Annotated in this window: 22 protein-coding genes; 5 read left to right on the forward strand and 17 right to left on the reverse strand. The window is 73.3% G+C overall.

The genetic code is table 11. The features are described from left to right. Positions 1-19: 19 nt before the first annotated feature. Both AB5970_RS13225 and AB5970_RS13230 read right to left on the reverse strand, forming a co-directional pair. The gene (locus tag AB5970_RS13225; protein WP_370504413.1) at positions 20-559 is read right to left on the reverse strand and encodes an AMIN-like domain-containing (lipo)protein; all 540 of its coding nucleotides are present in this window, start codon (positions 557-559) and stop codon (positions 20-22) included. 159 nt (positions 560-718) lie between these two features. Continuing rightward, complete coding sequence (locus AB5970_RS13230) at positions 719-2,365, reverse strand: glycosyl hydrolase family 18 protein (protein WP_370504414.1); 1,647 nt, start codon at positions 2,363-2,365, stop codon at positions 719-721. A gap of 460 nt (positions 2,366-2,825) precedes the next feature. Here AB5970_RS13230 and AB5970_RS13235 point away from each other — a divergent pair, with 460 nt between their 5' ends. Next, positions 2,826-3,062: a hypothetical protein gene (locus AB5970_RS13235; protein WP_370504415.1), complete on the forward strand. Its 237-nt coding sequence runs from the start codon at positions 2,826-2,828 to the stop codon at positions 3,060-3,062. A gap of 3 nt (positions 3,063-3,065) precedes the next feature. Here the strand turns inward: AB5970_RS13235 and narI are convergent, their stop codons facing one another. The 5 genes from narI to AB5970_RS13260 are packed head-to-tail and all read right to left on the reverse strand — an operon-like array spanning position 3,066 to position 10,988. Next, positions 3,066-3,809 (reverse strand): respiratory nitrate reductase subunit gamma, encoded by a 744-nt coding sequence (gene narI, locus AB5970_RS13240; RefSeq protein WP_370504416.1) that lies wholly within the window; start codon positions 3,807-3,809, stop codon positions 3,066-3,068. Next, positions 3,806-4,414, reverse strand: a complete 609-nt coding sequence (gene narJ / locus AB5970_RS13245; protein WP_370504417.1) for a nitrate reductase molybdenum cofactor assembly chaperone — start codon at positions 4,412-4,414, stop codon at positions 3,806-3,808. Before narJ ends, narI begins: the two co-directional genes overlap by 4 nt. After that, complete coding sequence (gene narH, locus AB5970_RS13250) at positions 4,411-6,072, reverse strand: nitrate reductase subunit beta (protein WP_370504418.1); 1,662 nt, start codon at positions 6,070-6,072, stop codon at positions 4,411-4,413. The genes narJ and narH overlap by 4 nt, the downstream gene beginning before the upstream one ends. After that, on the reverse strand, positions 6,072-9,764 hold the full coding sequence (locus AB5970_RS13255) for a nitrate reductase subunit alpha (RefSeq protein WP_370504419.1): 3,693 nt from the start codon (positions 9,762-9,764) through the stop codon (positions 6,072-6,074). Before AB5970_RS13255 ends, narH begins: the two co-directional genes overlap by 1 nt. A gap of 9 nt (positions 9,765-9,773) precedes the next feature. Further along, positions 9,774-10,988 carry an MFS transporter gene (locus AB5970_RS13260; protein ID WP_370504420.1) on the reverse strand — a complete coding sequence of 405 codons (1,215 nt, stop codon included), beginning with the start codon at positions 10,986-10,988 and terminating at the stop codon, positions 9,774-9,776. Positions 10,989-11,142: 154 nt separating this feature from the next. On the opposite strand from AB5970_RS13260, the gene AB5970_RS13265 reads away from it, so the two are divergent. Continuing rightward, positions 11,143-11,826, forward strand: coding sequence for a rhomboid-like protein (locus AB5970_RS13265; protein ID WP_370504421.1), 684 nt, complete (start codon positions 11,143-11,145; stop codon positions 11,824-11,826). On the opposite strand, the gene AB5970_RS13270 is transcribed toward AB5970_RS13265, so the two are convergent. From AB5970_RS13270 to AB5970_RS13315, 10 genes are read right to left on the reverse strand one after another with little or no spacing between them, the layout of a single operon-like run. Continuing rightward, positions 11,827-12,561, reverse strand: a complete 735-nt coding sequence (locus AB5970_RS13270) for an FHA domain-containing protein (RefSeq protein WP_370504422.1) — start codon at positions 12,559-12,561, stop codon at positions 11,827-11,829. It abuts the gene before it with no gap. Further along, entirely contained in the window at positions 12,558-13,835 is a 1,278-nt protein-coding gene (locus tag AB5970_RS13275) for a vWA domain-containing protein (RefSeq protein WP_370504423.1), read from the reverse strand. The genes AB5970_RS13270 and AB5970_RS13275 overlap by 4 nt, the downstream gene beginning before the upstream one ends. Before the next feature lie 9 nt (positions 13,836-13,844). Beyond that, complete coding sequence (locus AB5970_RS13280) at positions 13,845-14,876, reverse strand: PP2C family protein-serine/threonine phosphatase (RefSeq protein ID WP_370504424.1); 1,032 nt, start codon at positions 14,874-14,876, stop codon at positions 13,845-13,847. Beyond that, on the reverse strand, positions 14,861-17,140 hold the full coding sequence (locus AB5970_RS13285; RefSeq protein WP_370504425.1) for a serine/threonine-protein kinase: 2,280 nt from the start codon (positions 17,138-17,140) through the stop codon (positions 14,861-14,863). Before AB5970_RS13285 ends, AB5970_RS13280 begins: the two co-directional genes overlap by 16 nt. After that, entirely contained in the window at positions 17,137-18,249 is a 1,113-nt protein-coding gene (locus tag AB5970_RS13290; RefSeq protein WP_370504426.1) for a hypothetical protein, read from the reverse strand. Before AB5970_RS13290 ends, AB5970_RS13285 begins: the two co-directional genes overlap by 4 nt. Further along, on the reverse strand, positions 18,246-19,187 hold the full coding sequence (locus AB5970_RS13295; protein WP_370504427.1) for a glutamate ABC transporter substrate-binding protein: 942 nt from the start codon (positions 19,185-19,187) through the stop codon (positions 18,246-18,248). The genes AB5970_RS13290 and AB5970_RS13295 overlap by 4 nt, the downstream gene beginning before the upstream one ends. Continuing rightward, entirely contained in the window at positions 19,184-20,461 is a 1,278-nt protein-coding gene (locus AB5970_RS13300) for a hypothetical protein (protein ID WP_370504428.1), read from the reverse strand. Before AB5970_RS13300 ends, AB5970_RS13295 begins: the two co-directional genes overlap by 4 nt. Further along, positions 20,458-21,861, reverse strand: coding sequence for an AAA family ATPase (locus AB5970_RS13305; protein ID WP_370504429.1), 1,404 nt, complete (start codon positions 21,859-21,861; stop codon positions 20,458-20,460). The genes AB5970_RS13300 and AB5970_RS13305 overlap by 4 nt, the downstream gene beginning before the upstream one ends. Next, on the reverse strand, positions 21,858-22,382 hold the full coding sequence (locus AB5970_RS13310) for a hypothetical protein (protein ID WP_370504430.1): 525 nt from the start codon (positions 22,380-22,382) through the stop codon (positions 21,858-21,860). The genes AB5970_RS13305 and AB5970_RS13310 overlap by 4 nt, the downstream gene beginning before the upstream one ends. A 28-nt stretch (positions 22,383-22,410) precedes the next feature. Further along, on the reverse strand, positions 22,411-23,628 hold the full coding sequence (locus tag AB5970_RS13315) for a toxic anion resistance protein (protein WP_370504431.1): 1,218 nt from the start codon (positions 23,626-23,628) through the stop codon (positions 22,411-22,413). Positions 23,629-23,800: 172 nt separating this feature from the next. Between AB5970_RS13315 and AB5970_RS13320 the strand changes: the two genes are divergently transcribed. The 3 genes from AB5970_RS13320 to AB5970_RS13330 form a co-directional block, all read left to right on the forward strand. Beyond that, positions 23,801-24,367, forward strand: coding sequence for a sigma-70 family RNA polymerase sigma factor (locus tag AB5970_RS13320; RefSeq protein WP_370504432.1), 567 nt, complete (start codon positions 23,801-23,803; stop codon positions 24,365-24,367). After that, positions 24,364-25,818, forward strand: coding sequence for a hypothetical protein (locus AB5970_RS13325; protein ID WP_370504433.1), 1,455 nt, complete (start codon positions 24,364-24,366; stop codon positions 25,816-25,818). Before AB5970_RS13320 ends, AB5970_RS13325 begins: the two co-directional genes overlap by 4 nt. 94 nt (positions 25,819-25,912) lie before the next feature. Beyond that, the coding region (locus AB5970_RS13330; protein ID WP_370504434.1) for a hypothetical protein at positions 25,913-26,277 on the forward strand (365 nt) is incomplete at its 3' end.

Below are 26,277 nucleotides of genomic sequence, written 5' to 3' on the forward strand. Positions count from 1 at the left end.
CAGCGCGCTGCCGCGTCGCTCACCACCGGTGCGCGACGTCCACCACCAGGCGGGACGAGGTGCCGGGGCCGGCGAGCGTGAACACCCGGAACGGCAGCCGCGCGCGGACCCCGAGCCCGACGCTCGTGTACCCCTCGAAGGATCCGGCGAACACCACCTGCCGGAAGGTCCGGTAGCCGGTGACGTTGCGGAGCTCGCGCGGGTTGGCCGGGCTGTAGGTCGGCACGCCGGCGGGGGTGTAGGCGGGGTCGTTGACCGTGATCTCCAGAGCCGCGCCGCCGCGGGTCGGGATCACCGCCCCGGAGCCGTCCTGCGTCACCTGCGGCACGTAGCGCACGGTGTAGCCACCGACCCCGCCGGCCACGTCGATCACGAGCCGGTCGTAGCACGCATGCCGGCCGGTGCGGACGTTGACCACGGGCGCCTGCGACAGGCCCGGCGCCGACTTCTCGAGCGAGCCCCACACCTGGCCGCAGAAGGGCGCCGCCGACGCGGAGGACGCCGGGACCACGAGCAACGCACCCACCAGCAGCACGATCGTCCAGAATGCACGCCTCATCGCACGACCTCCTCGTCGCGCGGGCACCCCCTCGATGCCCGATCCTTCAGGTTACGCCGGAGACCCATGACATAACGGGTGAAACGGGTGCATCCTCGACACAGCGAAGCCCGGCCGCCGGGTGGAGAGGAGCCGGCGGCCGGGCGTCGTCGTCCGGGCCTACCTCAGCCCGTTGGAGAGCGAGCTGATCAGCTCGCCGTTGGACGTGTCACCCGACAGCTCCCAGAAGAAGGTGCCGCCGAGGCCCTTGTTCTTGGCCCACGTCATCTTCCCCGCGAGCGTGCTGGGCGTGTCGTAGCTCCACCACTCGGAGCCGCACTTCGCGTACGCCGTGCCACCGACGGTCCCCGTCGCCGGGCACCTCGTCTTGAGCACCTTGTAGTCCTCGATGCCGGCCTCGTAGGTGCCGGGCGCGGCGCCGCTGGCCGAGCCGCCCGGCGCCGACTGCGTGACCCCGGTCCAGCCGCGGCCGTAGAACCCGACGCCGAGCAGGATCTTGTTCGCCGGGATGCCCTTGCCGATGAGCTTGGTGATGGCGTCCTCGGAGTCGAAGCCCTGCTGCGGGATGCCCGGGTAGGACGTGAGCGGCGAGTGGGGCGCGGTCGGCCCGGTGGGGTTGAACGCGCCGAAGTAGTCGTACGTCATCGGCATGATCCAGTCGAGCTTCTGGGCCCCGCCGGCGTAGTCGGCGAGGTCGATCTTGCCGCCGGACGAGCCGTCGGCCGTGATGGCCGCCGTTACCAGCGCGCTGCTGCCGAACGTGGTGCGCAGCGCGGTCACGACCGCGGTGAACGCCGCCGGGCCGCTCGAGTCGCACTGCAGGCCGCAGGCGTTCGGGTACTCCCAGTCGATGTCGATCCCGTCGAACACCCCAGCCCAGCGCGGGTCGTTCACCAGGTTGTAGCAGGAGGTGGCGAACGCCGTCGGGTTGGCGGCGGCCTGCGTGAAGCCGGACGACCAGGTCCAGCCGCCGAACGACCAGACCACCTTCAGGCCCGGGTGCATGGCCTTGAGCTTCTTAAGCTGGTTGAAGTTGCCGCGCAGGGGCTGGTCCCACGTGTCCGCGACGCCGTCGACCGAGTCTGCCGCCGTGTAGGCCTTGTCGTAGTCGGCGTACGAGTCGCCGACCGCGCACTGCCCGTTCGCGGGGTTGCCGAACGCGTAGACGATCGTGGTCAGCTTCGCTGCCGACCCGCTCGTCTCGATGTTCTTCACGTGGTAGTTGCGGCCGTACACGCCCCACTCGGTGAAGTAGCCGACCACCTTCTTGCCACCGGGGGGCGGGGGCGTCGTGGTCGTCGGCGTCGGGGTGGGGGTCGGGGTGCTGGTGGGCGTGGTGGTCGGCGTCGGCGTGCTGGTGGGGGTGCCACCGGTGCAGGCGACGCCGTTGATGGTGCACGCCGTGGGCGTCGCGAACGGACCGGTGGCGATGTAGCCCCAGGTCTGCGAGGCGCCGGCCGCGAGGTTCGCGGCCCAGCTCTTGTTCACGGCCCGGTAGTGGTTGCCCGTCCGGGTGATGTCGGCGTCCCACGAGCTGCTGATGGTGTCGCCGGCCGGGAGGTCGAACTCGAGCGTCCAGCCGGTCACGACGGCGGACCCGGAGTTGGTGACCTTGACGTTGACCTGGTGGCCGGTGCCCCAGTCGCCGGCGGAGGTGAAGGTGGCGGAGATCGTGCCGGCCGCGAACGCCGGCTGGGTCACGACCAGCGCGGCGACGAGCGTCGCCAGGGCGGCGAGCGCCGCGGCGAGGAGGGCGGGACGTCGTCGTCCCGCCGGTGTCCGTGCGGAGTGTCGAGCGAAGGCCATCGTGCGGTCCCCTGTCCATGATCGGAGCGTCGAATATGTAAGGAGTGTGTACTAATGGTTCACAAGGGACGCTAACAAGAGTCACAGGGTGGAGTCAATGCCTCGCGGCGCATCCGTCGGGCCGTGGGGAAATGGCACGGCGTCGGAGGAATTCCGGGAATGCGCTGCCCGGGCCCGGGTCGACATCACCGTGGACTGAGCAGATCGACACGTGTCACTGCGCCGACGGAAGCCTCCCGGCCCGCTCGGGCGACGACATCGGAAAAGCACCCCACGGCCATCGACATACGGGCGAGACGAGCATTTCTCGGGGGGCGAAGAATGCCCGGGAAGCCCGCGGACCGGTGCCGGGGTTGAGAGGAGTGAGGGTGTCCGTGCCGCGCGCGACGCGCGTGTCGCCCGGCATCTGTCGGTGGAGGCGCGCACGATGGACGACAACCGGATCGAAGGAGCGACGGAGATGACGGTCGTCGACCAGCACCACCAGGTCGATCCCGCGCTGGAGGCGCAGGTGCGCCGCGAGCTCGCGGGGGCGCCCTGGTTCGAGCTCGCGGCGGCCGCCAGCCGCGCGCACCACGAGTACGACGAGGCCGTGCACCACCACGACGACGCCCGCGCCCGGGTGGCGCGCGACCGGCACACGGTGCTCGAGCGGCTGCTCGCCGACGAGGCCGCCCGGCGCCACCGGGGGGCGTAGGCCTCAGCGGCGGACGCGGTCGTCCGACGGCGCCCAGCCCGGCCGCTGGGCCCGGCTCCCGGTCCGGTCGGGCCGGCTGCGGTACACGACGTACGGGCGCCACAGGTAGAACACCGGCACGCTCAGCACGTGCACCAGCCGGGTGAACGGCCAGAGGGCGAACAGCAGCATCGCGACCATCGCGTGCGCCTGGAACCCGAACGGGGCGTCCGCCATGAGGTCGGGCTGCGGCTGGAACAGGAAGATGCTCCGGAACCACTCCGACACCCCGGTGCGGTAGTCGTAGTCCCCGTTGAGGTTGAGCACGGATCCGGCGACGGTGTTCCAGACGCCCAGCACGATCACGAGCGCGAGGAACAGGTACATCACCTTGTCCATCCGCGTCGTGGCGCTGAACACGGGCCCCACCGTCCGGCGGCGGTAGATCAGGAGCGTGAGGCCGACCAGCGTGCAGAACCCCGCGACGGCCCCGACCGACACCGCCACGGCGTGGTACGCCTCGTCGGAGATGCCGACGGCCGACGTCCAGCTCTCGGGGACGCCCAGGCCCATCACGTGGCCGAAGAACACCGCGAGGATCCCGAAGTGGAACAGCGGGCTCCCCCACCGCAGCAGCCGGCTCTCGTAGAGCTGCGACGAGCGGGTGGTCCAGCCGAACTTGTCGTACCGGTACCGCCACACGTGCCCGCCGACGAAGAACGCCAGGCACACGTACGGCACCACGACCCAGAGCAGCACGGCGCTCATCGGGGCATCCCCGCCATCGCGCCGTACGGCTCGAGCCCGACCTGCTCCCCGGGCGGGCCCTCCGCCGCCAGCCGCGCCACGGCCTCCCGCTCGTCCCCCCGCAGCGGCGGCAGCGTCGAGCAGACCGCCGTCAGCGCACCCGCCCACGGGGAGCCACGGTCCACCAGCGCGAGCCGCAGCAGCTCCAGCCCGGCCCGGTGCTCGAGCAGCAGCCGCGTGCCCGCCTCGACGTCGGCGGTCGCGCTGAACTCCAGCACGACGCACAGGTGGTCGGGGAGCTCGTCGGCGCTCACCTCCAGGCCGGCCGCCCGGAACGCGCGCTTGAACGCGAGCAGCGCCATGCCGCGCTCCCGGGTGTCGCCGTACGCGTAGTACGTCAGGTAGAGGCAGATCTTGCGGCGCAGGTCGAACGTGTCGACGTACTCGGCGGTCAGCGCGTCGAGCGGGGTCGCGGCAAGGTGGTCGAGCACCGGGTCGAAGGCCGGCGTCGGGGAGATCGCGCGCAGGTCGGGCACCCGCGCGACGAGCTCCTCCGTCGGGTACTCGAGCAGCAGCGCGGCGATCCGGTGGGTGAGCGCCCGGGTGCGGGCGTCGTCGGGCCTCATGACGGGTCCTTCCGCTCGGGGAACACGCCGGGCGGCGGGGAGCCCTTGCCGTCCCAGTTGAGCAGGTTGACCCGCGCGCCCGGCCGGCCGGTACTGGTGACCTCGTCGGCGGTCTGCCGGTCCTTGAGCGCCCGGAAGTTCTCGACGGCGAGGGGCGTGCCGGCCCCCGAGCCCTCGCCGAACGGCCCCGAGCCGCCCATGCCCGGGCCGCCCTCGTAGTCGAGGCTGCACTCGGTGGCCAGCTCCTCCAGGTCGTGCGCGGCCTCGGCGTGCGCGGGCGGGATGACGTAGCGCTCGTCGTACTTCGCGATGGCCAGCAGCCGGTACATGTCGAGCATCTCCTGCTCGGACATCCCGACGGCGGCGGGGATGGTCGGGTCGGCGTCGCGACCCATCGAGATGTCCCGCATGTACGACCGCATCGCGGCGAGCTTCTTGAGCACCCCCGTCACCGGGACGGTGTCCCCGGCGGTGAACAGCTCGGCCAGGTACTCCACCGGGATCCGGAGCTGGTCGATCGCGGCGAACAGGTTGCCGCGGGACTCGGCGTCCTCGCCCGTCTCCGCGACCGCGTCCACCACGGGCGACAGCGGCGGGATGTACCAGACCATCGGCATCGTGCGGTACTCCGGGTGCAGCGGGAGCGCCACCTGGTAGGTGCTGATCAGCGCCCAGATCGGCGAGCGCTGCGCGGCCTCGATCCAGTCGCGAGGGATGCCGGCGCGCTCGGCCTCGCGGACCACCTCGGGGTCGTGCGGGTCGCAGAACACGCCGCGCTGCGCCTCGAGCAGGTCGTGCTCGTCGGTCACCGACGCGGCCGCCAGCACCTTGTCGGCGTCGTAGAGCACCAGCCCCAGGTAGCGCAGACGCCCCACGCACGTCTCCGAGCAGACGGTGGGCAGGCCCACCTCGATGCGCGGGAAGCAGAACGTGCACTTCTCGGCCTTGCCGGTGCGGTGGTTGAAGTAGACCTTCTTGTACGGGCAGCCCGTCACGCACTTGCGCCAGCCCTTGCACCGGTCCTGGTCGACCAGCACGATCCCGTCCTCGGCCCGCTTGTAGATGGCGCCCGAGGGGCACGACGCGGCGCACGACGGGTTGAGGCAGTGCTCGCAGATGCGGGGCAGGTAGAACATGAAGGTCTGCTCGAACTCGAGCTTGATCTTGGTGGAGACCCTGGCCAGGATCGGGTCGCTGACGGCCGTCGCGGCGCTGCCGCCCAGGTCGTCGTCCCAGTTGGCGCTCCACCCGATCTGCATGGGCTCGCCGCTGATGAGCGAGCGCGGCCGGGCCACCGGCGTGTGCTCCTGCAGGGGCGCGGTGGTCAGCGTCGCGTAGTCGTAGGTCCACGGCTCGTAGTAGTCGTCGAGCGACGGCATCTTGGGGCTGACGAAGATCGTCGCCAGGTTCTTCAGCCGGCCGCCCGCCTTGAGCTTGAGCCGGCCGCGCTTGTTCAGCGTCCACCCGCCCTGCCAGCGCTCCTGGTCCTGGTACGTGCGCGGGTACCCCTGCCCGGGGCGCGTCTCCACGTTGTTGAACCAGACGTACTCGGTGCCCGCGCGGTTGGTCCACGCCTGCTTGCAGGTGACCGAGCACGTATGACAGCCGATGCACTTGTCGAGGTTCATCACCATCGACATCTGCGCCATGATCCGCATCAGTACTCCACCTCCTGCGAGCGCCGACGGATGACCGTGACCTCGTCGCGCTGGTTGCCCGTGGGCCCCAGGTAGTTGAACGCGAAGGTCAGCTGCGCGTAGCCACCGATCAGGTGGCTCGGCTTCATGAGGATGCGGGTCAGCGAGTTGTGGATGCCGCCCCGCTTGCCCGAGGTCTGCGAGCGCGGCACGTCGATGAGCCGGTCCTGCGCGTGGTGCATGTAGACCGTGCCCTCCGGCATCCGGTGCGACACGATCGCGCGGGCGACCACGACGCCGTTGCGGTTGACCGCCTCGATCCAGTCGTTGTCCGCGACCCCGATCTTGTCGGCGTCCTTCTGGCTCATCCAGATGCCCGGGCCGCCCCGCGAGAGGCTGAGCATCAGCAGGTTGTCCTGGTACTCGGAGTGGATGGACCACTTGTTGTGCGGGGTCAGGTACCGCACCGCGATGCCGAGCTCGCCGGTCGACCCGATCTGCGGCTCCCCGAACAGGGCCGCCATGTTCAGCGGCGGCCGGAAGACCGGCAGGTTCTCCCCCAGCTCGGTCATCCAGTCGTGGTCGAGGAAGAAGTGCTGCCGGCCGGTGAGGGTGTGCCAGGGCTTGAGGCGTTCGACGTTGATGGTGAACGGCGAGTAGCGCCGGCCGCCCGACTCCGAGCCGGACCACTCCGGCGAGGTGATGACCGGGGTCGGTGCGGCCTGGGTGTCCGCGAACGTCACCTGCTTGCCCTCGTGCTCGGCGGCCAGGTCCGCCAGCTTCCGGCCCGTGCGCTTCTCCAGCGCGTGGAACCCCTCGGTGGCCAGGTGCCCGTTCGTGGTGCCGGACATCGCCAGGATCGCCTCGCACACGTGCACGTCGCGCTGCAGCGACGGCCGCCCGTCGCCCGCACCCCCGCGCACGAGCCCGTTCTTCTTGCCCAGGTACTCGATGGGCCTGGTCAGGTCGAACGTGATGCCCTTGGTGGTCGCGCCGAGGGAGGAGGCCAGGGGACCGAGCGCGCCGAGCTTGTCGGCGACCGCGGGGTAGTCGCGCTCGACGACGACCAGCCTCGGCATCGTCACGCCCGGCACCGGGTCGCACTCGCCGGCCTTCCAGTCGCGCACGATCCCGGACGGCGTCGCCATGGCGTCCGGGGTGTCGTGCGTGAGCGGCACCGCGACGACGTCCTGCCGCACGCCCAGGTGCGTCGCCGCCTGCGCGCTGAACGCCTTCGCGATCTCGTGGAACGCGTCGAAGTCGGTGCGGGTCTGCCACGGCGGCGCGATGGCCGGGTTGAACGAGTGCACGAACGGGTGCATGTCGGTGCTGCTCAGGTCGTACTTCTCGTACCAGGTGGCCGCGGGGAGGACGACGTCGGAGAACACCGTGGTCGACGTCATCCGGAAGTCGAGCGTGAGCAGCAGGTCGAGCTTGCCGCGCGGAGCCTCGTCCCTCCAGACGACGTCGCGGGGCCGGTGCTCGGGCGGCGCCTCGTCGGCCCGCAGCGAGGAGTCCGTGCCCAGCAGGTGCTCGAGGAAGTACTCGTTGCCCTTGGCCGAGCTGCCCAGCAGGTTGGACCGCCAGATGGTCAGCACGCGCGGGAAGTTCTCCGGGGCGTCCGGGTCCTCCCCCGCGAACCGCAGGGAGCCGTCCTGCAGCGCGGCGGGGACGTACTCGGTGGCCGGGACCCCGGCCGCGGCGACGTCGTCCGCGAGGGTCAGCGGGTTGCGGTCGAAGGTGGGGTACGAGGGCATCCAGCCCAGCCGCGCCGACTGCGCCAGCACGTCCGCCGTGGTCATGCCCGCCCAGAGGCCGCCGGCCTTCGAGGCCGCGAGCGCGTCGGCGCCGAACTGGTCGTACCGGAACTGGTCGGTGTGCAGGTACCAGTACGCGGTCTGGATCATGTTCCGCGGCGGCCGCGACCAGTCGAGCGCGTTCGCGTACAGGCCGTACCCGGTGATCGGGCGGACCTTCTCCTGGCCCACGTAGTGCGCCCAGCCACCGCCGTTGACGCCCTGGGTGCCGCACAGCGCGGTCAGCGTGAGGAACGCGCGGTAGATCGTGTCGGCGTGGAACCAGTGGTTGGTGCCGGCGCCCATGAGGATCATCGACCGGCCCTTCGACTCCTCCGCGTTGGCGGCGAACTCGCGCCCGATCTTCTCGGCCTTGGCCGCGGGCACCCCGGTGATCGCCTCCTGCCAGGCGGGGGTGCACGGCGAGGACTCGTCGTCGTACCCCGTGGGCCACGTGCCGGGCAGCCCGTCCCGCCCGACGCCGTACTGGGCCAGGAGCAGGTCGAACACCGTGGTGACCGTCCGACCGGCCACCTGGCGGGTCGGGACCCCGCGGACGATGGTGCCGGCGGACCCGTCGACCGCGTCGAACCGCGGGAGGGTCACCGCGACCGGTCGCGAGCCGGCGCCGGCCGCGCTCAGCTGCGGCTCCACCGAGGCCAGGTCGAGGTTCCAGCGCCCCTCGCCCTCGGCGCCGAACCGGAACCCGAGCGACCCGTTCGGCACGACGGGCGCGCCCGACGCCCCGTCCAGCAGGACCGTCTTGAACTGCGCGTTCTCCGACGCCTCCCCCAGGTCCGCGGCGGTGAGGAACTTGCCGGGCACGAACCCGTCGCCGTCCGGATCGAGGGTGATCAGGAACGGCAGGTCGGTGAACTTCTTCACGTACCCGTCGAAGTACGGCGTGGTCCGCTCGACGAAGAACTCGCGCAGGATCACGTGCCCCATCGCCATCGCGAGCGCCCCGTCGGTGCCCGGGGCCGGGGCCAGCCACTCGTCGGCGAACTTCACGTTGTCCGCGTAGTCGGGCGACACCGCGACGACCTTCTGCCCGCGGTACCGCGCCTCGACCATCCAGTGCGCGTCCGGCGTGCGGGTCACGGGCACGTTCGAGCCCCACATGATCAGGTAGCCGGCGTCCCACCAGTCCCCCGACTCGGGCACGTCGGTCTGGTCGCCGAACACCTGCGGCGAGGCCACCGGCAGGTCCGCGTACCAGTCGTAGAACGAGAGCATCGGCGCGCCCAGCAGCGCGTAGAACCGGGCGCCTACCCCGTGCGACACCATCGACATCGCCGGGATGGGCGAGAACCCGGCGATCCGGTCCGGGCCGTGCTCCTTGATCGTGTGCACGTGCGCGGCGGCCACCATCTCGACGGCCTCGGCCCACGACGCCCGCACCAGCCCGCCCTTGCCGCGCGCCGCCTTGTACCGCGCGGCGCGCACGGGGTCGCCGACGACGTCCGCCCACGCGAGCACCGGGTCGCCCAGCCGGGCCTTGGCCTCGCGGTACATCTCGAGCAGCACGCCGCGCACGTACGGGTACCGGACCCGCGTGGGCGAGTAGGTGTACCAGGAGAAGGCGGCTCCGCGGGGGCAGCCCCGCGGCTCGTACTCCGGACGGTCGGGGCCGGTCGACGGGTAGTCGGTCTGCTGGGCCTCCCACGTGATGATGCCGTCCTTGACGAACACCTTCCACGAGCACGAGCCCGTGCAGTTCACGCCGTGCGTCGACCGGACCACCTTGTCGTGGCTCCAGCGGTCCCGGTAGAACGTGTCGGCGTCGCGCCCCCCGATCTGGTGCAGGGTGCGCAGGTCGGGCGACACCTCGTTCTTCTGCAGGAACCTCCTCGTCCTCAGCAGCGCCTCGACGACCCCCTCGTCCAGGCCCGGGTGGCGTCCCTGCTCGATCGTCATGCCGGCTCCCTAGCTGGTGGTGGTGGTGACCTGGGCGGCGCGCAGACGGGCGGCCCGGCGGACCGGACCCCACGTGAACAGGGCGACGGCCAGGGCCGTCGCGGCGAGCAGGACGTAGCCCAGGCTGTAGTCGCCGACGCGGTCGTACGCGGCGCCCATCACCAGCGGCGGGAAGAAGCCGCCCAGGCCGCCGGCGGCGCCGACGATGCCGGTGACGGCCCCCACCTTGTCCGCCGGCGCCACCTGCGCGACCAGGGCGAACACCGCGCCGGACGCCGCGCCGAGCGCCGCGGCGAGGCCGAGGAACGCGATCGTGGCGACCGGCACCAGGGGCAGCTCGAGGGCGGCGACCAGCGCCAGGACCGTGACCGCCCCGAACGCGACCAGGAGGACCGGCACGGGGCCCACCCGGTCGGACAGCGTCCCGCCGACCGGCCGCATGACGACGGCGAGCACCACGAAGCCCGCCGTGCGCGCCGCGGCGTCGGCCGCCGTGAGGTCGTAGGCGTTCACGAGGTAGGTGGGCAGGTAGACGCTGAACGCGACGAAGCCGCCGAACCCGAGCGCGTACAGCAGCGAGAGCTGCCCGGTCGCGGGGATGCGGGCGGTCGCCCAGGTCCGGGCCAGGAACGACCCCTGCGGCGCCGCACGCCCCGGCCGGTCGCGCAGCAGCAGGGCCGAGACCACCGCGTACACCGCGAGCACGCAGGCGACGAGCACGAACGGGGCCTCGTGCCCGTAGGCGTCGGTGATCCGCACCGTGGTGAACGCGGAGATCGCCGTGCCGCCCATGCCCAGCCCGAAGATGCCGAGCGCGGTGCCCCGCCGCTCGGGCGCGAACCACTGGTTGACCGCGGGCACACCGATCGCGAACGCGGTCCCGCCCAGCCCGAGGAAGAATCCGCCGACGAGCATCGCCGGGTAGGTGTCCGCCACGAACCCGATGAACAGCACCGGCAGGATGGTCAGCACCGTGACGGTCGGGAACATGCGGCGCGAGCCGTACCGGTCGGTGAGCGCCCCGACGGGGATCCGGCCGAGCGAGCCGACGATGACCGGCACCGCGACCAGCACCGACTGCTGCACCCCGGTCAGGCCGAGCGCCTTGCCGTAGGCGCCGCCGAGCGGGCCGATGAGCGCCCACGCCCAGAAGTTGACCAGGAACCCGATCGTCGCGACGACGAGCACCCGCACCGCGGTGCGGCCGTCGGCCTGCTCCACCATGAGACCCCCCGAACTCGGTCCGGCGTCGTTGCGCGGACCTGGCGTCCCTCGGAAGTTAGCACTGCCGGGGGGTGCAGAGATCGGGACCTTAGGCCCTGGCCAGACCTCCCCCGGCAGTGCCGTCCGGATCACGGTGCGCAGTACCGTGACCTGCATGACGAGCGGCCGCCCGGCGCCGCGCCGAACGGGCGCCGGCGACATGCTCCGGGCCGCCCTGCGCGACGTCGGCCAGACCGTCGCGCACGCCGACCTGGCACTTCTCTACTGCGCCACGGTCACCGTCGTCACCATCGTCGTGATGCTGCAGCCCGCCGAGCGCACCGCCCAGATCCTCGACCGGGCGAGCGGAAACCTGAACAACCTGCGCGCCGAGCCGCTGGTCGCGATGTTCGGCAGCGCGTTCGTCGTGGAGGGTGTCTCAGGACTGCTGCTCGTCCTGCAGCTGCTGGTCGTCCTCGCCTACCTGCAGCGGTTCGTCGGCCGGCTCGCCTCGCTGGTGGTCGGGCTGGCCGGGCACGTCGTGGCCGGCCTGTTCGTGGCTGTGGGGGTGGCGACCGGGATCTTCCACGGGTTCGTCGACGAGAGCGTGGCAGGGGCCACCGACGTCGGGGTCAGCTACGTCATGGCCGCCTGCATGGGGTTCCTCGTGCTCGAGATCCCGCAGCGCTGGCGCTGGTGGTACCTCGGCGCGACCGCGGCCTACTGGCTGCTGCCCGGCACGATCGATCCCACGTTCACCGACGTCGGGCATGCCTCCGCACTGGCCATCGGCCTGCTGCTGGCCCTCGTCGCCGCTCGCGTGGTCGCCGCCGACCACCGGCGGCGCGCACCGGGGTGATCAGACCTCCCCCGGCAGTGCCGTCCGGATCACGATGCGCGTCCACGCGCCGAGGTACAGCCGGTCGCCGTCCTCGATCTCGCGGCGCTGGCCGACCGGGATCGGGGTGGTGGGCAGCGGGTCGCCCGCGCGGCTCACATAAGTGCCGTTGGCGGACTGCAGGTCCTCCACCCACCAGCGCTGGCCGTCGGTGTTGAGCTGGCAGTGCCGGCGGGACACCCCGGAGTCCGTGCCGCAGTCGATCGCGGGGTGGATGTTCCGGGACACCGACGGGCGACCCACCAGCACGCTGCGCTCGCGCAGGGGCACCAGCCCCGGCAGGCCCGCGGACGGCATGGGGTCCTCCGGCTGCTGCGCGGCGTACCAGTCGGGGTCCACCCAGATCTCGGCCACCCACGACTCCTGGCCGTCGGGCGCCGGGGTGGGCAGGGCCGGCGTCGGGGCGACGGGGTCGGGCGCGGGGGCAGGTGTGGGGGCGGGCGTCGGGGTCGAGGCTGGGGCGGGATCCGCCTCGGCCGGCAGCGAGCCCGTCGTGAAGTCGTAGCCGCACGTCTCGCAGAACAGCGCGAGCGACGACGCCGGCGCGCCGCAGTGCGGGCAGGTGGTCGTCGTCGCCGCCACGGCCGGGGTCGGTGCGGACGCCGGCGCGGCGGCGCTCTCGATCGGGGCGCCGCAGACGTCGCAGTAGTCGGTCGAGGTCGAGGCGTGGCCCTCGGGGCACAGGACCGTGCTCACCGGCGGACCCGGGTGGTCTTGGTGGACGCGGTGTCGAGCGCCATCTCGTCGAGCTTGTCGGCGTTGCGCTTGAGCCGCACGGTGCCCTTCTCCTCGTCGTCGACGTCGACCACCCGGCGCAGCTTGGAGGTGGCCTCCTCGTTGCCCGTCTCGGCCGCCAGCTGCACGGCGCGGCCCAGCTTGACGGTCGCGGTCGCCTCGTCGCCGGCCGCCTTCGCCGCCAGGCCCTCCTGGATCACCGCGGCGAGCTCGGCCTGCCCGGTGTAGTGCGCGACCTCGGGGTTGATGCGCGCGGTCAGCGAGCTGTCGTCGGACCAGCGCGCCTTGACCAGGCCGGACGCCTTGACCTCGCCCCCGACGGCGATCTGCACGCGCGCGGCGAGCTGCTCGGAGCCGACGGGCTTCGAGGCCACCCGCACGGCCACGTGGTAGTCGCGGGACTCGTCGCCCCACGCCCCGGTCGGGTACGAGCCGGTCAACGCGTTGACCTCGGTGCGGCGCGAGGTGAGGTCCTCGACCGTGGGCGCCACCCGGCGGACGAACAGCACCTGCGCGCCCTGCGGGGCCCACACGCGCAGCTCGGCGTCGGCGACGCCCTTGGACATCGACTCGTTCACCAGCGCCTTGAAGTCCGCGGCGATGTCAGCAGGGTTGCGGATGAGGTCGACGGTGCCCAGCAGCGCGGTCGCGATCTCGCGCAGCTCGGCCACCTCCCAGCTCGACCCCACGCCGCGCGCGTCGCACTGGAAGTGGCCCGTGACGGCGGAGATGGCCTTCGAGAGCTCGCCGCGCGGCTCCGACTCGTTGCGGCCGTCGGTGAGCAGGATCGCGTGCCGCTGGGTGGCCTGCGGGACCGTCGCGAAGATCGCGTCGGCGAGCCGCAGCCACGTGCTCATCGCGGTGCCGCCCGACGGGCGCATGAACGAGATGGCGCGCTTGGCCTCCTCGCGTGCGCCCGGCTCCATCTGCACGATGGCGACCGGGGCGTTCGGGTAGGGGAACGCGCGGTTGGCCACGTGGCTGCCGCCGACCACCGCGAACCAGGTGCCGTCGACGATCTGGTCGACCGCCACCTGCGCCGCGTGCTTGGCGGCCTCGATGTTGGGGCCGCTCATCGAGCCGGACGTGTCGATGATGACGATCTCGGCGACCTCGCCCGTGCCGGTGGCCGCCGATCCCGCGCCGGTGCTGGTCACGGTGACGATCGCGTGCACGTCCGTGGCACCGTCGGAGAGGAACTCGTTCTGGAACACCTCGGTGCGGAAGTCGGCCACTGTGGCTCCTCAGGCTGCGTTGTCGTCGGTGAGGACAGTATCGAGGTCGACGCGGGCCAGCGCCGCGGTGATGTTGTCGTGGCCGCCCTGCTCGTTGGCCCAGCGGACCAGCTCGGCGGCGATCGCGTCGGGGGCGGGCCCGTGCGCGTCGACGGCGCGGTGCAGCAGGTCCGCGACGTCCGCGGCCTCGGAGCAGTAGTTCCACAGCCCGTCCGAGCAGACGAGCACCCACCCCGGACCCTGCGCGCGCGTGGTGGCCGTGCTGGGCACCACGGTCTCGGCGTCGGCACCCAGCCAGCGGGTGATCGCGTGGCCCTCGGGCGAGGCCTCGGCGCGGGCCCGCGGCACCCCCCGCGCGATCATCTCGTTCGCGGCCGAGTCGTCGACGCTCACCTGCCGCGCGGCGCCCTCGTCGGGCACCCAGTACACGCGCGAGTCGCCGAGCCATCCCGCCACGACCGTCGGTCCGTCGACGACGGCGGCCACGAACGTGCACGACGGCGGCTCGGTGCGCTCGGCCATGTCCCCGATGGCGTCCGCGATGCCCCGGTCGGCCGCCGCGGCCGCCGTGACCAGCAGCGCCGACCAGGTGCCGACCGAGCTCGGGGTCGAGCCCTTGACCAGGACGTCGCGCGCGGCGCGCGCCGCGGCCAGGCTCGCGATGTCCGAGTCGGCCACGGAGGAGACCCCGTCGCACACCACGAGCACGGCGGTGGTGCCGCTGACCGCCAGGGCCATCGCGTCCTCGTTCTTGCTGTGCCGGCGGCCGCGGTCGCAGACGCCCCCGACCTGCGCCGACGGCAGCTCGCTCCAGTGGTCGCGCGCGCTGGCCGCCGGCTCGCCGCACAGCTCGCAGTACCCGTCGGCGGCGATGCTCCCGCCGCACGCGCGGCAGACGGCGGCCGCCACCGGGTCGGCGGCCTCGACCGCCACGACGGGCAGCGCGGGGGCGACCCCGAGCGGCGCACCGCACTGCTCGCAGAACGCCGCTCCCTCGCCGGCGACCGTGCCGCACGCCAGGCAGGTCACCACGTGGTCCACCGGCGCACGCCGTTGGCCTGGTCGACCAGCTCGATCCGCTCGTCGGGCTCCTCGGCCAGCGAGGCGTACTCCCGCAGGGCGCCCTCGAGCGCGTCGCGCAGCTCGGGCTCCTGCGCCGGCACGCCGCCCAGGGTGACGGTGCGGGACGGCCCGTGCTCGAGCACCGCGCTCAGGGCCGACCCCAGCACGTCCACCCGCAGCGCCGCTCGCGCGCGCGGCTCGATCGACACCGCCTGCACGCTGGCCAGCGCGTCGGACAGCGCGCGCAGGTCGGACCCCGACGCGGCCAGCAGCTGCGCGCGCATCATCCGGGAGTCGACATACGAGCTGCGGGTGGCCGTGACCAGCTCCAGCGCCGCGAGCGCCCCGGCCGTGTCGCCGCGCGCCCGCCGGATCCGGGCCAGGCCGAACGCGGCCGGCGCGGTGTAGTTCGCGTCCGAGCGCGCGCAGATGACGTAGAGCGACTCGGCGATGTCCGGCTCGCCGCTGAGCTCGCACGCGGTGGCCAGCGCGAGCTTGGGCGCGAGCTCGCCCGGCACCTGCCCGTAGACCGCGTTGAACGACGCCCGCGCCGCCACGGGGTCGCCGGCGTGCAGCTGCGCCAGACCCCCCAGCCACGCCGCGCGCCACTCCCACGGGTCCTCGCCCAGCACCTGGGACAGGGTGGCGTCGAGCACGTCCTGGCGCCCGGCCTCGATCGCCGCGGCGGCCCGCCGCAGCCGGACCTCGACGGAGTCCTCGGGGGCGTCGGCCAGCGCGGCGATGCGCTGCACCGGGTCGCTCACGTTGACGCCCGCGAGCCAGCTGGCCGAGGGGTCGCCCGGGTCCACCTTCAGCGCGGGCAGCTGGTCCCAGGCCAGCGGGTGCCCCGCCTCGTCGGACGTCGGCGCCTCGAACAGCACGGACGCGGCCGAGTGCAGCGCGGGGCTGCCCGGGCCGCGGTCGGTGGCCACGACCTCGCGCAGCACGCCGAGCGTCTGCGCGCGCAGCTCGTCGACGGTGGCGAAGCGGTCGGACGGGTCGAGCGCGCACGCCTTGGCCAGCAGCCGGTAGAACGAGTCGTACGTCTGGAACACGGGGGTGTCGGCCACCGACGGCAGCGACGCCACGTACGTGCTGGTGTTCCCGCGGAAGTCGAGCACCAGCGTGGCCAGCGTGCGGCCGATCGTGTAGATGTCCGACGCCACCGACGGCCCCACCTCGGGCACCTCGGGCGCCTGGTAGCCGACCGTGCCGAAGATCGCGGACTCGAGGTCGTCCATGCGCCGCACGCCGCCGAGGTCGATCAGCTTGACCGCGTCGCCCTGCTGGATCACGTTGTCCGGCTTGAAGTCGCAGAACAGCAGCCCGACGTCGTGCAGGTAGGCGAACGCCGGGAGGATCTCGAGGACGAACGCGAGCGCCTGGTCGACGGGCAGGGGCGTGACGACGCCGCCGGCGGCCTCGCGCCGGTCGTGCAGGATCTGCTTGAGCGACCGCCCGCCGACGAACTCCATGACGGTGTAGCCGGCGCCCTCGTGCATCGCGAAGTTGTAGATCTCGACGATCAGCGGGTGCTCCACCTCGGCGAGGAACTGCCGCTCGGAGATCGCCGCCGCGTACGCGTCGGGGTCGCCCGAGTTGAGCAGGCCCTTGAGCACCACCCAGCGGCCCGACACGTTCTGGTCGCGCGCCAGGTAGATCCAGCCGAGGCCACCGTGCGCCAGGCAGCCGACCACCTCGTACTGGCCGCCGACGACGTCGCCCGGGTGCAGCGCGGGCGTGAAGTCGAAGTGGGTGCCGCACGCGGGGCAGAACCCGGCGGTCCGGCCCGGCACGCCGTCGCGCGACCGCCCGACCTCCGCGCCGCACTTGGGGCAGAACCGCTTGCGCTCCTCGACCTCCGGCACGGCCATGACGGCCTGCAGTGGGTCCTGGACCGGCGCGGGCGGCACCGTGGTGAGGCCGGCGCCCAGCCGCGCACCGCGCAGCCGGGTGGACGAGGTGGCGGTGCGGCGGGTCGGCCGGGAGCCCATCGCGACCGTGCGGGCCGACCCGAGCGCGGCCGTGGCGAGCCGGCTGGAGCTGGTGCGGCCGGTGCGGGTCGAGCGCTCCGCCCCGACGTCCGCGCCGCTGTCCGGGGCGGCCTGGGCCACGCCCGTGCCCAGCAGGGACGTCGCGGACGCGGCGGCCGCCGGGGACGTCGGCGCCTGCGGCGAGCCGCAGACGTTGCAGTAGCCGTCCTCGTAGGTGCCGGTGCAGCCCGGCTCGGTGCAGGCGATCATCGGGGTCGTCCCTCCTGACCTGCCGCGGGCAGGTCGCGGGTGAGGTACTCGTACTGCTCGACGAGGAAGCGGGTCATGGTGAGGTCGCAGGGGGTCTGGGCGACGACGGCGCGGGCCTCGTCGTACCCCGACCGGACCGTGGGCGAGGCGCTGCGGCCGTTGGCGTCGGCCGCGGCGCGGGCGCCCTCGAGGCGGTAGCGCAGCTCGGCCCGCTCGCGCAGCGGCGCGCTGTACGCGTCGGCGACGGCGTCGAAGGCGCGGCCCACGGCGGCCAGGCGGTCGACGTAGGAGTCGAGCTCGGTGCGGGTGGACGGGACGACGCCGAGGCGGGACACGTCGGGCACGGCGAGCTTGGGGGGCCGCGCGATCTCGCGCCGGCACCGGTCGGCCAGCTCGTGCAGGGTGGGCTCGCGCTTCTCCAGCGCCGCCACCGTGGCCTGTGCGTCCGCCCGGCCCTTCTCGAGCGTGCGCCGCTGCGACACCTGCACGATGAGGTCGCGCTCCGCGAGCGCCGCCCGGGCCTCCAGCTCCGCCAGCGGGCCGGAGATGTCCGCGCCCCGGGCCGCCTGCGCGACCAGCTTCTGCTCGCGCGCGCGCAGGGTGGCGACGAGCTCGGCCGCCGACGTGTCCGCGCCCGCGAGGTCCTCGCACCGCACCAGGCCGGCGCGCAGGCCGCGCAGCCGCGCCGCCTGGTCGGCGGTGTCGGGGTCGAACGACAGCCGGGCCCGCACCTGCGAGATCATCGCGTCGCACAGGGTCACGGCCTCCACCAGCGAGACCAGCGCCGCGCCGAGCCCGGAGTCGAGCCGGCCCCAGACCAGCTGCGACATCTTCTCCCGGGCGACCGCGTCGGCCCGGCCCGAGTCCCACACCTCGACCAGCTCGTCGGTGCGCGACCGGATGGCCTGCCACATGGTCAGCGCGAGGAGCACGTCGTCGGTGTAGGTGTCGGACGCGGGCGACGCCTGCGCGGCCTGGTCCAGCCGGTCCAGCTCGGTGCGGCGGTGCGCCAGCCAGGCCTCGAGCCCGCTGAGGTACGTGAGCAGCGCGGGCGCCGGGATCGGCTCCCCCAGCCGCCCGGGCGCCTCGGGCGCGTCGGGTCCGCTCACGAGCGGCCGTACACCGACGTCGGCGGCACGGGGGCCGGACCCAGCGCGCCGAGCCAGCGGTCGTAGGTCGCGGCCCAGGTGCCGTCGGCCTTCATCCGGTCCAGCACGCCGTTGACGAACCGGACCAGGTCCACCTGGTCCGCCGCCACGCCGATGCCGTAGGGCTCGTCGCTGAACGCGTCGCCGACGACCTTGGCGTACGGGTCCTGCGCCGCGAACCCGGCCAGGATCGAGTCGTCGCCGGTGATCGCGTCGACCTTGCCCTGCTGGAACAGGACCAGGCAGCCCGTGTGGGTCGGGGCGCTGACGGCCGTCACCTCGGGGTAGGTCTCCTGCAGCCGCGTGAGGGTCGTCGTCCCGTCGGGCGCGCAGACCCGCTGCCCGGCGAGGTCGTCGATGCCCGTGGCGTCCGAGTCGCGCGTGACCAGCACCTTCTGCCCGGCGTGCAGGTACTCGGCGGAGAACGCGATCGAGTCCCAGCGCTCGCAGTTCATGGTGAACGTGCGGGCCACCAGGTCCACCTCGTGGCCGGTCAGCACGTCGAGGCGCTGGGCGGAGGTGATCACGCGGAACTGCAGCCGGTTCGGGTCGCCGCCGAAGATCGCGGCCGAGATCGCATGCAGCACGTCGATGTCGAAGCCCTCGATCTGGCCGGACAGCGGGTTGCGGGCGCCCATGAGCAGCGTGTCGGCCGAGACGCCGACGACGAGGGCCCCGCGCGCGCGGATGGCGTCGACCGTGGGCGCAGGCCCGCCGTCGGGGGCGTACGAGGTGGTCCCGTCGGCGCAGTCGGTGGCCGCGGGGACGGCGGCGGGCGCCGCGGCCTCGGGCTGCGCAGGAGCGGCGGCCGGCGTCACGGCGGGGGCGCCCGCGCAGCCGGCCAGGAGCAGGAGCGCGGCGGCGACGGCCGTGCGTCGCAGGTGTCGGGTGGTGGTCATCGGTACTCCTCCACTCGGGTCGAGATGCCGCGCCAGGACAGGACCGCGGCGAGCAGCCCGGCGGCGAGCATGAGCCAGCCGACCAGGACTGCGGAGCCGCCCGAGCCGGACAGCGCGTCGTGGGTGCGGGCGGCGCTGGCCTCGAGGCTCGTGCTCGCCGCGGTCGAGAACGTCTGGAACACGTCGTTCGGGTCACCCGGTGCGCCGCTGATGGCGAGCGCCACCGCGCCGTCCCAGTCGCCGCCGTCGTCGAGCGCGCGGATCGACGCGTGCGCGGTCACCCAGTCGTCGAGCAGCGGCACCAGGGTCGCGTCGACGGTCGGCCGCGACAGCAGCGTCCGGGCCTCGTCCGTCTCCTTGACGAACTGCTCCTCGTAGGCCGCGCCCGACCCGCGCTTGATGAGCGTGAACGACTCCATCGACTTCGCGTCGTTGGCCAGCGAGTACGCGCGCGAGACCGCGACCGTGGCGTCGTAGGGGCCGGTGCGGGCGTCGGCGGCCCGCTGCGCGGTGGACACCAGCACCACGGCTCCCCCGATGCTCGCCGCGAGCGCCAGGACCGTCGACCAGAACAGCCCCGCGTTGAGCCGCCGGTGCGTGCGCCGCGCCAGCCAGACCTGCACGACGACGAGCACGGCCAGGGCGAGGATGCCGAGCGCCAGCAGCCACGGCACCGACGACACCGAGTCGAAGTGCGCGTCCACCCGGTCGCTGTTGGCGTCGACCAGGTCGTCCAGGTGCGGCAGGACGTCCGTCCGCAGCACCGACGACGCCTGGTCCAGGTACGCAGCGCCGACCGGGAACCCCTGCCGGTTGTTCGCGCGCGCCTGCTCGACCAGGCCGGTGTAGGTCGTCAGGCCGGCGGTGGCCTTGCCCAGCAGCTCGGCGTCCGCGCCGTTGGAGCCGGCCAGCTGCGCGAGCCCGCGCGCGGCGGACGCGACGGCCTCGTCGTACCGGGCGCGCTGCTCGGGCGGCTCGAGCCCGCCCACCAGGAACGCGTTGGTCGCGGTCGCGTCGGCCACCACGAGGTCGTTGCGGACGTCCTGGATGCCCACCAGCTGCGTGGAGTCGGCGTCCGCGTCGGCCAGCGCGGACGACTGCGCCAGCCCCGCGCGCAGCCCGAGCACGCCGACGGCCAGGGACGCGACGACCGCGACCACGCCGGCCACCCGCATCCTGCCGGGAGTGCGGCCCAGCGCGGCGCGCACGCCGGTGCGGTGTGCCACGGGCGCGGGGGCGGTCGGGGCCGCCGCCGGGGCGATCGTCTGCGTCACGCGGACTCCTCGAGATGGTCGGGCTGATCCTGCGCGTTCTCGTCGGCCGGCGCGACCAGGTCCTCGGGCAGGAGCAGCCGCAGCTGGTCGACCGTCGGATGCTCAACGTCCCGCAGGCGCCAGGCGTGCCTGGTGATCGCCTGGTCCAGCACGTTGCGTGCGTACCGGCCGTTCCCGAACCCCTCGTCGCGGATCTGGAGCGACGCCAGCTCCTCGAACCGGGCCAGGCACTCGGGGGTGGGCTCGAAGTCGGCCTTGGCCGCGGCGCGCGCGAAGATCTCGCGCAGCTCGGCGTCCGTGTAGTCGTCGAACTCGACGGTCGTCGAGAAGCGGCTCTCCAGGCCCGGGTTCGTCGCCAGGAACGTCGCCATCGGCCCCGGGTAGCCGGCCACGATCACCACGAGGTCGTCGCGGTGGTCCTCCATGTCCTTGACCAGCGTGTTCACCGCCTCGGCGCCGTACTGGTCCTCGGCCAGCCCGTACGCCTCGTCGACGAACAGGACCCCGCCCAGCGCGGTCGCCACCACCTCGGACGTCTTCACGGCCGTCTGCCCGAGGTAGCCGGCCACCAGCTCCGAGCGGTCGACCTCGACCAGGTGTCCCTTGGTCAGCAGCCCGAGCGCCTGGTAGATGCCCGCGACCAGGCGCGCGACCGTCGTCTTGCCCGTCCCCGGGTTGCCCAGGAACACCAGGTGACGCGTGAGCGTCGGCGCCGTGAGACCTGCCTCGGTGCGCAGCCGCTCGACGCGCAGCAGCTGCGTCTGCTGGCGGATCTCGGCCTTGACCCGGGCGAGCCCGACCAGCGCGTCGAGCTCGGCCAGCAGCTCCTCGAGGGTCTTGGCCGGTTTCGGCTCCGGCGCGCCGTCCGGCGTCCAGGCGGTGGGAGCGCTCGACGCCGGGGTCCGCTCCGGGTCAGGCCCCGTCGTGTCGAGCAGCCGGGGCTCGGGGAGCCGGAGGTCAGGGAGCTGCAGCGCCTGCAGCTCCGGGTCGACGAACGCCACCGACCGAGGTCCGCCCACGGCAGCGCGCTGCACCGCTGCCGTCGCGGACGCGCGCGCGATGACGTCGATCTCCGCGGGTCCGAGGTCGCAGGCGGCGGAGACGACCCCGGCCAGCGCTGTCGCATACCCCTCGGCGTGCGGCGACCCGGCGGCCACGAGGCCCGCGAGCAGGTCGGTCGGGGACGAGCGCCAGCGCCGCGCGCTCGACGCGGCCGAGAAGAACGCCCCGAACGTCGCGTCGGGCGAGCCGACCGCGACGAGCCAGGCGGCGGCCGCGCCGGGGACCGACTCGGCGACGGCGGCGGCCAGGCGGGCGCCCTCGTCGCGGACCGCGGGCTCGTCCAGGCCGGCCGCACGGCCCACCTCGACCAGGGCGTCCAGGGCGGGGACCAGGCTCACGGGAGCTCCCTCTGCGGGGTGTCGAGGCCCGCCTCGGGGGCGAGGGCCAGGGAGGAGCCGCCGAACTTCTCGGCGAGGAACAGCCCGTGCGCGACGAGCGCGTTGGCGTCCTCGCGCGAGACGGCGTCGGAGATCTTGTCGAGCGTCACGCCCAGCAGGTCCAGCTGGTCGCAGAGCACCATGAGCGACGTCTTGCCCTGGGACACCACACGTCGGTCGGCGAAGTCCCGCGGGAGGCGCAGGTAGCCGCCGACCGCCTCGGGCAGGTAGCTCGTGGCGGTCGCGACGACGGTGTGCGCCTGCCGGCTGCCGGCGCCCAGCCGGTCCAGGCGCGGCGCCATCTCCTCCACCGTGCGGGCGATCCGGTGCACGCGCGCGGTGACGGCGGCGGGGACCTTGCCGACGATCTGCTGCTCCACCTGGTGCGCGGACGCGAGGATGTCGGCTGACGTGGGGGCAGGCGGAGGCGGGGGGAGCTCGGGCTCCTGACGCCGCCCCCTCAGGCGTGCGAACCAGCTCATCTCGTCGCGCCTACCCGGACCCCGTCGCTCAGCTCGTGCCGAGGTCGAGCGAGCCGCCCGAGACGTCCGTCGTGTCCGCGCGCTTGACGCGGTCGAGGTAGCTGCGGGCCTTCGTCGTCTCGGTCTCGAGCACGCCGATGGTGGTCGCCATGGAGTCGAGGGCCTTGACCTTGAACGTGTCGATCGAGTCCATCGTCGCGTAGATGTCCGCGAACGCCTGCTGCAGTTGCGGCAGCCCCACGGTCGCGCTGGCGGCCTGCTCCTGGATGCCGACCGACTGCTCCTTGAGCATCTTGGCGGTCGACGCGATGAGCCCGGACGTCGTGGTGTTGAGCGCCGTGATCTGGTCGAGCACGAGCTTCTGGTTGTTCAGCGCCTGGGCCACCGTCACGGCGGTGCGCAGGGCGGCCACCGTGGTGGTCGTCGCGCGGTCCACGCCCTTGATGAGCTCGAGGTTGTTCTTGATGATGATGTCGATCGCGAGGTAGCCCTGGATCGAGACCGCCAGCTGCGTGAGCAGGTCCTGGTGCTTCTGCCGGACGTAGAACAGCACATCCTCGCGCAGGGCCTTGGCCCGGGTCGGGTCCGTGGCGTCGAGCTCCGCGATCGTGGTGGCCAGCCGGGTGTCCAGCGCCTCCGCGACGTAGATGTACTGGTGCAGGCGGGCCATGGTGTCCCACAGGTGCTGCTTCTCCAGGTTGAGCGCCGCGTTGTCCTTGCGCAGCTCGTCCTGGCCGTTGTAGAGCGCGCGCACGATGGCGTCGATCTGCTTCTGCGAGCTCTCGTACTTGCGGAAGTAGTCGGTCATCGAGTCGCCGAACGGGATGAGCCCGAGCAGCTTCTTGCCGATCGTGGCCTCGCTGGGGTCCAGGTTCTCGACCGTCTTGCGCAGGTCGAGCAGGGACTTGCTGACCTGCGACGTGCCGGACACCCCGCCCTCGCGCAGCTCCTTGACGGGCGCCTGCAGCAGGCGGTTGGACGTCTCCGCCGCGGCGCGGATGTCGGAGTCGCCCATGAGGCGGATGTCGTCGGCCTTGCGCGCCAGCTCGGGCGAGCCCACCTGCGCGGCCATGAGCCCGTCGACGTACGCGTTCACCTTGGCGTCGAGCCCCGGCAGGGCGGCCTCGGGGATCTGCGGGGCCATCGAGGGGGCCGCCGTGGCCGCCACCGGGGCGACCGGCGCGGGCGCCTCGAGCGCGAACGCCGACTGCGGCGCGGGGGGCTGGAGGGGGGCTGCGTCGGTCATCGTCGTCCTTCGAGATCCAGCGCCATCAATGGTCATGGAATGGTCAAGCGAGCCTGTTTGCGGACAGTAGCACGGGGCCGGTTCCGCCTCGGGACCAACCGATCTCTGCCACGCTCCGTTCTTCAGGTGTGAGGGGACGTGCGGGCACACGACGAGGTCAGGCAGGGGGCCGATGAGCGCGCGGTGGGAGGGCCTCCTGGCCCAGCTGGTCGAGGAGCGGTGGCCGGCCCTGCTGTCCCGCGCGACGCTGCTCGCGGCGACTCCCTCCGAGGCGGAGGACCTGGTGCAGGACGCGCTCGTCGCGACCTTCTCCAGCCGGGCGCGCTTCACCACCCTGGCCCAGGCCGAGACGTACGTGCGCCGGGCGATCGCCACCCGGTCCATCGACCGGGCGCGGACGGCGGCCAGCGAGCGCCGGGCCGCCGACCGGATGGCCACCCAGCCCGAGGCCCCCGTGGAGACCGTGCTCCCGGGCCTCGAGCAGGACGTCCTCGCGGCGCTGGCCCGCCTCACGGCCCGCCAGCGCGCCTGCGTGGTGCTCCGGCACCTCGAGGACCTGTCCGTCGCCCAGACGGCCGACCAGCTCGGGCTGAGCGAGGGCGCGGTCAAGCGGTACACGTCCGACGCTGCCGCGGCGATGCAGCGCTGGCTCGGCACCACGACGGACCCCGAGGCCGACGAGCGCCCGACGGTCCGGCTGGTGAACGGCACGGGCACATCGAGAGGAGACCGGTCATGAGCGACCTCGGGCACCTGCTGGCCGACACGGAGGCCGCCGTCGAGCGCCGGCGGTCCGGTGCCGCCCCGACCGCCTCGTTGCTGGCGGGCACCGTGCGGCGCGTGCGGCGCCGGCGGGCCGTCCGGCACTCCGCACAGAGCGTGGCCGGCGTCGGGCTGGTCGGCGTGCTGGGCGCGACCGCGTGGTTCGGCGCGCACCGGTCGGCCCCGGCGCCGGTCCCGGCGTTCAGCCCGACCGAGAGCCCCGCCCCGGCAGCGTCCCCCACCACGGCAGCGGCCGCGGCGCCGCCCGTGCACGTCGGCGAACCGCTCCCCCTGCCCGCCGGCCTGATCGAGGACAGTTCCGCCGGGTGGATGCTCGTGCCCGACAACCAGACCCGCGTCGGCACGGACCCGTACCACGCCGCGGCTGACGCCTACCGGAACCGCCTCCTGCTGATCTCCCCCACGGGCGCGCGGAACCCGGTCCTCGAGACGAGCGTCCGCACCGGCCTCGTCGTGTTCGGGTGGACGGCGGGCAGCCCGCTCGTCGTCGCCAGCACCACGGACTACACCGCCGCGAGCCCGACCGACGTCGCCGGCCTGCTCGACCTGCGCACGGGCGACCTGGAGCCGTGGCCGGACCTCCCGCCGAGCGCCCTGTGGATCGGCGGCGCGGACGACGGGACGACCGTGTGGGCTGCACCCCAGTGGGACTTCACGGACCTCCCCGCCGGGGCGGTCCCGATGCCTCGGAACGTCCTGTCGGCCCAGAACCGCATGACGGGGTACCCCGGCTCGACGTTCCACCTGCTCGTGCGGGACCCCGACGGGTCGCAGCGCGACCTCGGTGTCATCGACGACTCCGTCTACCCCACGTCGCTGAGCCCGGACGGCTCCTGGGTCACGGCCACCGGCCCGGACGGTCGCCTGCTGCTGGTCGACCTGCGCTCCGGCACCGCCACGTCCGCCTCGACCGTCCCCACCGACCGGCCGTGCACGATCGGTGGGTGGTCCGGTCCGCACGAGGTCCTGCTCTCCTGCGGCACCCCGGCCGACCTGCTCGCGCTCGACGCCACCCGCCCCTCGGCGACGCCCCGCCTGCTCGCGACGTCAGAGCACCCGGTCATCGACGCGACGCCGCTGCCGGACGGCCGCGTCGGGCTGGGCCTCGTGGTCCAGGGACCGCCGTGCGACGGCGGCGCCGAACCCGGGGTGCTCGCCGACGGCGTGGTCTCGTCGCTCACCACCCGGTGGGGCCCTGACGACCACTCGTACTGGCTGCAGTTCGGTGGGGGCACCGTGGTCACCGACCTCAACGACTGCTACGTCGGCCATGGCACGGCAGGGCGGCAGCGCACGGTGAGCACGGACGTCACGACGGGGGCGGTCACCGAGCTCTTCACGCTCGAGGGGGAGCCGACCGACGACGGATGGGAGCACAGCCTGGGCACTGTTGTCGTGGGTCGGTGATGTGAGATGTCGGACGGACCGGGTCCTTCCGGACGCCCGGGCGGGCGGGTGATCATCGACGGACGAGCGCTCCGTCCCGCCCACCGGAGGACCCATGCTGCCGTCCGAGATCCGCACCAGCACCGTCCATGTCGGCCCGTTCCTCGACGACCTCGGTGCCCCGTGGTCCGGCACCGTCACCGTGGCGTCCTCCACGCCGCGCGTCTGGGACGCAGCCGGGGCGGTGATCACTCCCCGTCCCGTCGTCGTCGCGCTCGACGACGACGGCCGCGCGGCGATCCCCCTGGCGACCACCGACCAGCCCGGTTTCAGCGACGGGGCCGGGAACCCGGTCACCGGGTGGACCTACACGCTCACCGTCGCGCTGCCCGGCGCCCCGCCGGTCGAGCACACCTTCGGGCTCCCGGAGAGCTCAGGGCCGGACGTGCGCGTCGTGCCGCCCACCCACCCGCAGGCTGC

Source organism: Cellulomonas sp. ICMP 17802 (genome assembly GCF_041295535.1).
Lineage (GTDB): Bacteria > Actinomycetota > Actinomycetes > Actinomycetales > Cellulomonadaceae > Cellulomonas.